This window comes from Lysobacter sp. TY2-98 (assembly GCF_003367355.1).
Taxonomy (GTDB): Bacteria; Pseudomonadota; Gammaproteobacteria; order Xanthomonadales; family Xanthomonadaceae; genus Cognatilysobacter.
This window is the reverse complement of the sequence record NZ_CP031413.1, coordinates 2,545,158-2,555,000: the sequence shown is the minus strand read 5'-3', so window position 1 is coordinate 2,555,000 and position 9,843 is coordinate 2,545,158. Positions and strand designations below refer to the sequence as shown.

The following is a 9,843-nucleotide window of genomic DNA, read 5'->3' as shown; positions in this document are numbered from 1 at the left end:
TTTTTGGTTAATAGCTGAGAAGGGCCGCAGTGACCAGGCCGCTGCGACTGTTTATCAAAAACACAGCACTCTGCAAACACGAAAGTGGACGTATAGGGTGTGACGCCTGCCCGGTGCTGGAAGGTTAAGTGATGGGGTTAGCCGCAAGGCGAAGCTCTTGATCGAAGCCCCAGTAAACGGCGGCCGTAACTATAACGGTCCTAAGGTAGCGAAATTCCTTGTCGGGTAAGTTCCGACCTGCACGAATGGCGTAACGACAGCGGCGCTGTCTCCACCCGAGACTCAGTGAAATTGAAATCGCTGTGAAGATGCAGCGTTCCCGCGGCAAGACGGAAAGACCCCGTGAACCTTTACTATAGCTTTACACTGAACGTTGAGTTCGTCTGTGTAGGATAGGTGGGAGGCTGTGAAACCGAGGCGCTAGCTTCGGTGGAGCCAACCTTGAAATACCACCCTGATGTGCTTGACGTTCTAACCTGGCGCCGTTATCCGGCGCGGGGACCGTGTATGGTGGGTAGTTTGACTGGGGCGGTCTCCTCCCAAAGAGTAACGGAGGAGCACGAAGGTACGCTCAGCGCGGTCGGACATCGCGCACTGTGTGCAAAGGCATAAGCGTGCTTGACTGCAAGATCGACGGATCAAGCAGGTACGAAAGTAGGTCTTAGTGATCCGGTGGTTCTGTATGGAAGGGCCATCGCTCAACGGATAAAAGGTACTCCGGGGATAACAGGCTGATACCGCCCAAGAGTTCATATCGACGGCGGTGTTTGGCACCTCGATGTCGGCTCATCACATCCTGGGGCTGTAGTCGGTCCCAAGGGTATGGCTGTTCGCCATTTAAAGTGGTACGCGAGCTGGGTTCAGAACGTCGTGAGACAGTTCGGTCCCTATCTGTCGTGGGCGTTGGAGATTTGAGAGGGGCTGCTCCTAGTACGAGAGGACCGGAGTGGACGAACCTCTGGTGTTCCGGTTGTCACGCCAGTGGCACTGCCGGGTAGCTATGTTCGGAAGCGATAACCGCTGAAAGCATCTAAGCGGGAAGCGCGCCTCAAGATGAGATCTCCCGGGAGCTTGACTCCCCTAAAGGAACGTTGAAGACTACGACGTTGATAGGCAGGGTGTGTAAGCGCAGCAATGCGTTGAGCTAACCTGTACTAATGATCCGTGCGGCTTGACCATATAACCTCAAGTCGCTTCGAGTAATCGAAGCACCTTACCCTCGTGACACGTCACGACATTCACTGCTCGCTACATCCCCTTATTCCGCTCAAACCGAAAGGTTTGTCCGGTAACCGTCGAGAGCGTGGCGCTTTAACAAGCGACCCTCCACCCTCTCCCTGGTGACCATAGCGGTGTGGAACCACCCGATCCCATCCCGAACTCGGAAGTGAAACGCACCCGCGCCGATGGTAGTGTGGCACTAGCCCATGCGAGAGTAGGTCATCGCCAGGGTCTTATCCCGCAAACCCCCGCCAGCTCACGCTGGCGGGGGTTTGTCTTTGCGGCCAAGGTAATTTGCAGCTAATCGTCAGCCGCGTCGGCCGGGGTAACCGCGGACGCCCATGCCGGCATGGCCTGCAGTCCGGCGATCTGCGGGTACGCGAGGCAGCCAACGGGCCGAGCAGGCCGTGCCGGCTAGGTCATCGCGGTGCGATGGAGCAGGCGCCAACGCGCGGCGGACGATGCCAACTGTGACCAAGTTCATAGCATCCCCTCGCCCGCCCGCCCGCCCGCGAGGCGAGCAGGCCTCGGGCAGGAAGCGCATGGATTTGTCGTTTCGTCATGCGGCCGCTATCGTGTTATTTCGCTTGCCACTGCCCGAGGTCAGGGATGCCTTCGCTTCGCAACGAAATGCTTGTTGTTGGTCTTGCGCTCCTGGCCACGAGCACAGCCGTAGGGGCTGGTCCGCAGTCTGAAACCGCCGGGCGCATGTCGAAGGCAGAAATCGATCGGCTGAACAAGACGCTGGCGGCGAGTTCGAGCGGTGCGGACACCGCGCCTGTCTTGGTGGAGGGCTATCGGCCGATCTATCCCGCGCCTCGCGTCGTCAAAGGGGACCAAGGCCGCTGCGTCGTCCGTTTCACAGTCGACGAAAAGGGCGCCGTCACTTCGCCCAAGCCGGAAGGCGATGACAAGATGATGTGCGATCACGCGGTGATCGCAATGCGCTACTGGCGCTTTTCGCCCGCCGAACGAAATGGCGTGCCGACAACCGCGGATCTGACGTTGCCGGTGATCTACAAGATTCGCTAGCCAGAGCGCGCCATGCGCGGCTCGGGTCCCGAAAGGCCGGCGTTTGCCGGCCTTTCGTCGTCATGCGGCCGCGATGGCTGCCTGCGCCAGTAGGGCGAATACGCACAGAATGCCGACCGCCCAGCTGAGACTTCGCGCGCGCGGCAGGCCTGCGACATAAAACGCGCCGTGCAGTACCCGCGCGACGATGAAGACCACGGCTAACAGCGAGACACTCGCGTTCGGCACGCCTGCAGCGTGAGCGAGGACAACGCCGGCCGCGAACGCGGGAAAGGCCTCGAACGCATTCATTTGCGCCGCATTTGCTCGCGACACGCGCGGATCCGTCTGGCGCGCGAGCCAAGCGCGCGGGTCGCGGTTGTCGTAGCGCTCGCCGCCCCGGGACTTGGCGATAACGGTCCACACGTACGGCAGGGCGGCGGCGATCAGTACGCACCAATAGGCGATCGAAATCGGCATGTCGGACTCCCCGGTCGATTCCGGTGAGCCTAACGCAGGCGCATTCAGGCGGCCATGACTTCCGGCGGCCGGATTTCGGCGACTTTCCCGTTACGCTGCCGGCTTCCAAACGGAAGGGGAATTCCGATGCGACGTCGTCTACTGCCCGCGCTGCTCGGCGGGCTGCTCATCACCGCGTCCGCGCATGCCGCGACGCCCGATCGCTGGCAGGTGCCGGTGTCGGTCAAGAAGCTCGACAACGGCCTGACCGTCGTCGTGTCCGAGGACCACAGTTCGCCGACCGTCGGCGTGTCGATGGTCTATCACGTCGGCATGCGTCTCGAGCCGAAGAACCGCACCGGGTTTGCCCATCTGTTCGAGCATCTGATGTTCGAAGGCACGCCGAACGCGAAGGAAGGCGTGTTCGACAAGGTGATCACCGGTGGTGGCGGTCGCAACAACGGTTCGACGCGCCCGGACTTCACCAACTATATCGAGATGGCGCCGGCGTCCGCGCTGGAGCCGATCCTGTGGCTCGAGGCGGATCGCATGAAGACGCTCGACTTCAATCCGGTCACGCTGAAGAACCAGCAGGACGTGGTGAAGGAAGAGATCCGCGTCAATGTGAAGAACCAGCCGTACGGCGGCTTCATGTGGATCGACATCGGCCAGCAGGCCTTCAACAAGTGGGAAAACAACCACGACGGCTACGGCAGCTTCAAGGATCTCGAAGGCGCGAGCCTCGACGATGTGTCGAGTTTCCACCGCGACTTCTACGGCCCGAACAATGCCGTGCTCGGCATCGCCGGTGACGTGACCCCCGATCAGGCGTTCGCACTCGCGCAGAAGTATTTCGGCGGCATTCCCGCGCGCAATACGCCGAAGCGCCCGGACGTCAAGGAGGGCTTGAACACCGCGGAAAAGCGCATCCAGCAGACCGATGCACTCGCACAGGTGCCCGCGGTCGCCGCGGCGTGGAAGATGCCCGAGCGCGGCAGCAAGGACCAGGCGGCGATGGCGGTGCTCGGCGACGTGCTCGCCGGTGGCGATGCGTCGCGCTTCTACCAGGGCATCGTCAAGGGACGCGAGCTCGCGCTCAACGTCGAGTCGCTGTACGGCCTGACGAGCCCCTGGGAATACGATGGCCCGACGCTGTTCACCGTGTTCGCGCTGTACAAGCCGACGACGAACGCCGACGCGGTGCTCGCCGCGATGGACGAAGAGATCGCGAAGGTCGCGAAGGACGGCGTCAGTGACGCCGAACTCAAGCGCGTCAAGACTCACATGCTCGCCGACTGGTACAACGGCCTCGAAGCCTTCATCAGCCGCGCCGACACCGTCGCCAAGCTTCAGACGCTGTGGGGCGACGCGAACGTCGTGAACAAGATTCCGACGTGGATCGAAGGCGTCACCAGCGCCGACCTGCAGCGCGCCGCGAAGACGTATCTCGCGCGCACCAACCGCACAGTCATCGATCGCGTGCCGACCGCGATGGCGAAGGCCGCGCCGGCTGCACCGGCCGCCGGCAAGTAAGGAGACGACGCATGAAGACGATTTCCCTGCTCGCCGCCGCCGTGTCGCTGGCGCTCGCTGGCGCCGCGGTCGCCGGTCCCAAGGCCGTGCTACCGGCCGACCTGCCGCCGTATGCACCCGACCGCCCGCTGCCGGTACCCGCCATCCAGAAGACGACGCTGTCGAACGGTCTCGAAGTGTGGATCGTGCCGCGCACGGGTCTGCCGCGTGTCGACGCGGTGCTCGCGATCCGCGGCGCCGGCCTGGCCGCCGACGATGCGCAGCATCCCGGCTTCGCGAACGTACTCGCCGGCCTGCTTAACGAAGGCAGCGCGAAGCACGACTCAAAGGCGATTGCTGAAGCCGCACAGGGCCTCGGCGGCAGCATTGGTGCCGGTGCGTCGAACGACGGCATGATGGTGTCGGCGAACGCGCTCGCCTCTCACGCGAGTGAAATGCTGGCGCTGCTCGGCGAAGTCGCGCGCACGCCGACCTTCCCCGACAACGAAGTGCGCCTTGCGCAGGCCAATGCGCTGCAGAGCCTGAAGGCGTCGGAAGCGCAACCGGCGTTCAAGGCCGAACGCGCGCTCGCGCCGGCGATCTACGGCGACCATCCATATGCGCGCACGCAGCCGACGGAAGCGTCGATCATGTCGGTGACGCCGCAGTTGCTGCGCGACGCACACGCGCAGCGTTTCCGTCCCGACCATGCGTTACTCGTGATCGCCGGCCCGATTGACGGCGCGGACGCGATGCGTGCCGTCCAAGCCGCGTTCGGCGACTGGAAAGCGAACGGTGCCGCGCTCGCGGATACGCCCGATGCACCGCGCACCGCGACGCCGAAGTACGTGCTGGTGCAGCGCGATGGCAGCGTGCAGTCCGCGATCCGGCTTGGTCGTCCCGGCATCGCCGCGACCGACGCTGATTACGTGCCGCTGCAACTCGCCGGCACCGTGCTCGGCGGTGGCTTCAGCTCGCGCCTGATGCAGAACCTGCGCGAGGACAAGGGCTACACCTACGGCGCGCGCGGCGGTTCCAGCGCGTTGCGCGAAGGCGGACGCATCAGCGCGTCGGCCGACGTGCGCAACGAAGTCACCGGCGCCGCGATCAAGGAGTTCGAGGCGGAGTTCAAACGCATGGGCGACGAACCGGTTCCCGCGCAGGAGTTGGAAGACACCAAGCGCTACGTTGCCGGCGGTTACCTGCTGAACAACCAGATGCAGGGCGCCGTCGCCGGCACGCTCGCGGGCAACTGGCTCGTCGGACTGCCCGCGGAGTTCCTCGGCCAGTACGTGCCGAAGATCCGTGCGGTCGATGCCGCCCAGGTGCAGGCGGTCAGCAAGAAGTACTTCGATCCGAAGGACCAGTCGATCATCGTCGTCGGCGATCCGAAGGCGGTGGCGGAGCAGCTGAAGCAGTACGGCAGCTTCGAAGTACGAGCGAAGTAGCGTTGAACGATGGATGGGAAGAGCCGCCGAAAGGCGGCTCTTCTTTTTTTCGCGATCGAGGACTCGACTTCCAGCGCTCAGCGAGCGAAAGCTGGGTCATTGGTCGGCAGTACACCGTTACACCCGGTGCACCGATGTCCGGCATGCAGCACGCATCGCAATAACGCTTGCCTCAAAAGAGGCGGCGCGCGACACGAATCGTGAAGACCCCGAAGGGGCGGCCGACACGATGTCGGCCGTCGCCACTTGGCGATCCGGCGCTGCTTGCAAACCGCAGGTTTGCGCGCCGGTGAGCGCCCGTCGCGCTGCGGCGGGCCGAAGGAGGCCGAGTGTGGCGATCGCGAGGAGCCCTACGTCGCGAGCTGTAGATCCGTCGAGGACGGTGCTTTCTTTTGGTTATCTTTTCTTTGCACCAGCAAAGAAAAGTAACTCGGCCGCGCCAGCGGACGAAACGCTTCTTTGTGAAGCCCGTGAAAGTGCTGCGACAGCGCGCCGCCCAAAAACAACGAAGCCGCCCAAAGGCGGCCCCGTCACGACAAGAAATTCGACCTACACGCGATTACGGCGCCGCAGGCGGCGTCGCCCCACTGAACCGACGCACCGTCGCCCCCGTCACCGGCCCGATCTTCGCGCTGTCGTGCACATACAGCGTCACCGGGCGCTCGAACACCAGCGCACCATCGACCTGCGCATTCGGCCCGATGACGATGCGCGGATCGCGCTTGTGGAAGCTGATCATCTGCATCTGCGGCTTCTCGACGGTGATGCCGCCGTGCACGTGGCTGCCGACGCCGACCGTGATGTCGCCATTGACCGTGCGGATGCCGCGCGAGACGTCGGTGCCGATCAGGCCGATCGCGCCATTCACCGTCTCGACGCCGCCGCTCACGGTGCTGCCCGTGTCGATGAGGATGCCGCCGTTGACCGTGGTGACGTCGCCACCGATGCGCAGCTTCGAACCGACGTGGATGCCGCCGTTGACCGTGGTGAGCTCGCCCACCTGCGCACCGTCGCCGATGCGAATGCCGCCGTTGACGGTCTCGGCCGAACCCGTCTGCACGTTGGCATCGATCTCGATGCTGCCGTTGACGGTTTCCAGCTTGCCGTAGGCCTTGCCGGATTCGGCGTGGATGCTGCCGTTGACCTTGTCGATGCTGATGCGGTCGTCGGCGTACGCGGAGGCCGACAGGGCGAGGCCGAGGGCGAGCGGCAGGATCATCAAACGGGTGCGCATGGCGTTTCCTCGAGGGTCTGTACGGCTTGGATGCGGCCGGACGCCGCGGGGTTTAAGCGCCGTGCGGCGGGCCGTCGCAGGGGCGCCGGTACAATCGCGCTTCCGCTCCCGCCGGGCAACGTGCCCGAAGTCACAGGTCCGTGCCGTGTCGAATGCAGCCGTGAAGCCCGTCGTCCTCCTCATCCTCGATGGTTGGGGCCACCGCGACGATCCCGCCGACAACGCGCTGGCGCAGGCGACGCTGCCGAACTGGGACGCGCTGGTGCGCGACTGCCCGAACACGCTGATCCATACGGAAGGCCGTCACGTCGGCCTGCCGGACGGGCAGATGGGCAATTCCGAAGTCGGCCACATGAACCTCGGCGCCGGCCGCATCGTCTACCAGGACCTGACGCGCATCGACGCGGCGATCGAGGACGGCACGTTCTTCGACAACGCCGAACTGCGCGCGGCCTGCGAAGGCGCGAAGGCGGCGAACGCGACGTTGCACGTGATGGGCCTGCTCTCGCCGGGCGGTGTGCACAGCCATGAGCAGCACATCTTCGCGATGCTGGAGATGGCGCATCGCCTCGGTGTCGCGAAGGTTGCCGTGCATGCGTTCCTCGACGGCCGCGATACGCCGCCGAAGTCGGCCGAGCCGAGCCTGCGCGCGCTGCAGGAGCTGTGCGATCGCCTCGGCAATGCGCGCATCGCGACGATCGGAGGCCGTTACTTCGCGATGGATCGCGACAAGCGTTGGGATCGCGTGCAGCGTGCGTGGGACGCGATGGTCGATGCACGCGCCGCACACGGCGCGACCGATGCGATCGCCGCGCTCGAGGCCGCGTATGCGCGCGGTGAAACCGACGAGTTCGTCGGGCCGACGGTGCTCGACGGCTACACCGGCATGCACGACGGCGACGCCGTTGTGTTCATGAACTTCCGTGCCGATCGCGCGCGCCAGCTGACGTCCGCGTTCGTGCTGCCGACGTTCGACGGTTTCGATGCACGTCGTCCCCAGCTGTCGCGTTTCGTCTGCCTCACGGAATACGACGCCAGGCTGCCGGCACCGGTGGCGTTCGGCCCCGACGACCTGCGCAATACGCTGGGCGAAGTGCTAGCTGATCGCGGCCTCAAGCAATTGCGCATCGCCGAAACCGAGAAGTACGCGCACGTCACGTTCTTCTTCAGTGGCGGTCGCGAGGACGAATATGCCGGTGAATCGCGCATCCTGGTGCCGAGCCCGAAGGTGGCGACCTACGACCTGCAGCCGGAGATGAGCTGCCCGGAAGTCACCGAAAAACTCTGTGCGGCGATCCGCTCCGGTGCGATCGATGTCGCGATCTGCAACATCGCCAATCCCGACATGGTCGGCCACACCGGGGTGATGAGCGCGGCGATCAAGGCCGCGGAAGCGGTCGACACCGCGCTCGGCGCGATCCGTGCGGCGGTCGCCGACATGCACGGCGCCTTGCTGATCACCGCCGACCACGGCAACCTCGAGATGATGCGCGACGAAAGCACCGGCCAGCCGCATACCGCGCACACCGTCGGCCCGGTGCCGTTCGTGTACTGCGGTCCGCGCGTCGCGACGCTGCGATCCGGCGGTGCGTTGCGCGACGTCGCGCCGACCATCCTCGACCTGCTCGGTGTCGACAAGCCCGCCGAGATGACCGGCGCAAGCCTGCTCCAGGGCTGACCGATGCGCCTGCGCGCCGTGGTGCTCGCCCTGCTGCTGCTCGCGCCCGCGTGGTCGGGCGCGGCGCAGGACACGCGCGGCACGGAGAAGAAGCTGCAGGCGATCAAGCGTGAATTGCAGGGCGTGGCGGCGGAGCGCCGCCAGCTGGAAACGCAGCGTGGCAGTGCGAGCCAGCAACTGCGTCAGGCGGATGAGCAGGTTGGCCGCAGCGGACGTGTGCTGCAGGACACGCAGTCGAAGATCACCGATGAAACGGCGCGGCTCGCGCAGTTGCGCGCACAGCAGGCGCAGTTGCGCGCGACGCTCGGCGGTGCGCGCGACGAACTCGCGACGCTGCTGCGCGCGGCCGATCGACAGGGTCCTGCCGGACCGCTGAAGTCGCTGCTCGCGCGGGATCGCGTCGAGGATGCGCAGCGTCTGCTCACCTATCACGCCTATCTTGAGAAAGCGCGCGCGAAACGCATTCGCGAACTCACCGCGCAGCTCGCCGAACTCGATCACGTCGAAGCCGAGATCGCGCAGCGCACGGGCCAGCTCACTGCGGCGCAGCAGGCGCAGGTCGAACAGCTGAAGAAGCTGCAGCAGGATCGCGAAAATCGCGCCGCGCTCGTCGCCCAGCTCGATGCGAAGTACAAGGATCGCGCCGCGCGCGAGCAGGCGCTGGGTCGCGATGCGAAGTCGCTGGAGTCGCTGCTGCAGAAGCTGCGCATCGCCGCGGCGAAGGCGCGCGAGCAACAGCGGCGCCTCGCCGAACAGCGCGCGCGTGAGGCGGCCGCGGCAGCGAAGGCCGATGCCGAAGCTGCGCGCATCGCGAAGGCCGAAGGCCGACCCGCGCCGCCGAAACACGTCGTGCGTCCACCAGTGCAGGTTGCAACCGCGCCGTCGCCGCAGGTCGGTGGCCTCGGTTGGCCGCTGTCGGGTGCGTTGCTCGCGGGCTACGGCGGCACGATGCCGGACGGGCGCCGCAGCGATGGCCTGCTGATCGCGGCGAACACGGGCACCGCCGTGCGCGCGGTCGCCGACGGCACCGTCGTCTATGCGGATTGGATGACCGGCTACGGCCAGCTGCTGATCATCGATCACGGCAACGGCTATATGAGCCTGTATGCGCACAACGATGCGCTGCTCAAGGACACCGGCACGACGGTGCATCGTGGCGACGGCATCGCCACCGTCGGCACGTCGGGCGGCCAAGGGCGGCCGTCGCTTTACTTCGAGCTGCGCCGCAACGGTCAGCCGGTCGACCCGGGCGTGTGGTTGCGACGCTGAGTGACCGCAAC

General features: G+C 65.3%; 7 protein-coding genes and 2 rRNA genes (1 of these 9 cut by a window edge). 7 read left to right on the top strand and 2 right to left on the bottom strand.

Annotation, left to right across the window (positions count from 1 at the left end; genetic code table 11):
• The 3 genes from DWG18_RS12455 to DWG18_RS12445 form a co-directional block, all read left to right on the top strand.
• A 23S ribosomal RNA gene (locus DWG18_RS12455) occupies positions 1-1,179 on the top strand; it begins 1,686 nt to the left of the window's first position.
• Between the two features lie 157 nt (positions 1,180-1,336).
• A 5S ribosomal RNA gene (rrf, locus tag DWG18_RS12450) occupies positions 1,337-1,452 on the top strand.
• Positions 1,453-1,830: 378 nt separating this feature from the next.
• The gene (locus DWG18_RS12445) at positions 1,831-2,253 is read left to right on the top strand and encodes an energy transducer TonB (RefSeq protein WP_162823835.1); all 423 of its coding nucleotides are present in this window, start codon (positions 1,831-1,833) and stop codon (positions 2,251-2,253) included.
• Positions 2,254-2,313: 60 nt separating this feature from the next.
• On the opposite strand, the gene DWG18_RS12440 is transcribed toward DWG18_RS12445, so the two are convergent.
• Complete coding sequence (locus DWG18_RS12440; protein WP_115647487.1) at positions 2,314-2,712, bottom strand: MAPEG family protein; 399 nt, start codon at positions 2,710-2,712, stop codon at positions 2,314-2,316.
• Between the two features lie 126 nt (positions 2,713-2,838).
• Between DWG18_RS12440 and DWG18_RS12435 the strand changes: the two genes are divergently transcribed.
• Both DWG18_RS12435 and DWG18_RS12430 read left to right on the top strand, forming a co-directional pair.
• Positions 2,839-4,224: a pitrilysin family protein gene (locus DWG18_RS12435; RefSeq protein WP_115647486.1), complete on the top strand. Its 1,386-nt coding sequence runs from the start codon at positions 2,839-2,841 to the stop codon at positions 4,222-4,224.
• Between the two features lie 11 nt (positions 4,225-4,235).
• Positions 4,236-5,651, top strand: coding sequence for a pitrilysin family protein (locus tag DWG18_RS12430; RefSeq protein ID WP_115647485.1), 1,416 nt, complete (start codon positions 4,236-4,238; stop codon positions 5,649-5,651).
• Positions 5,652-6,210: 559 nt separating this feature from the next.
• Here DWG18_RS12430 and DWG18_RS12425 read toward each other — a convergent pair.
• On the bottom strand, positions 6,211-6,885 hold the full coding sequence (locus DWG18_RS12425; RefSeq protein WP_115647484.1) for a hypothetical protein: 675 nt from the start codon (positions 6,883-6,885) through the stop codon (positions 6,211-6,213).
• Between the two features lie 160 nt (positions 6,886-7,045).
• On the opposite strand from DWG18_RS12425, the gene gpmI reads away from it, so the two are divergent.
• Entirely contained in the window at positions 7,046-8,563 is a 1,518-nt protein-coding gene (gpmI, locus tag DWG18_RS12420) for a 2,3-bisphosphoglycerate-independent phosphoglycerate mutase (RefSeq protein WP_240318525.1), read from the top strand.
• 3 nt (positions 8,564-8,566) lie between these two features.
• The gene (locus DWG18_RS12415; protein ID WP_115647482.1) at positions 8,567-9,832 is read left to right on the top strand and encodes a peptidoglycan DD-metalloendopeptidase family protein; all 1,266 of its coding nucleotides are present in this window, start codon (positions 8,567-8,569) and stop codon (positions 9,830-9,832) included.
• Positions 9,833-9,843: the final 11 nt, after the last annotated feature.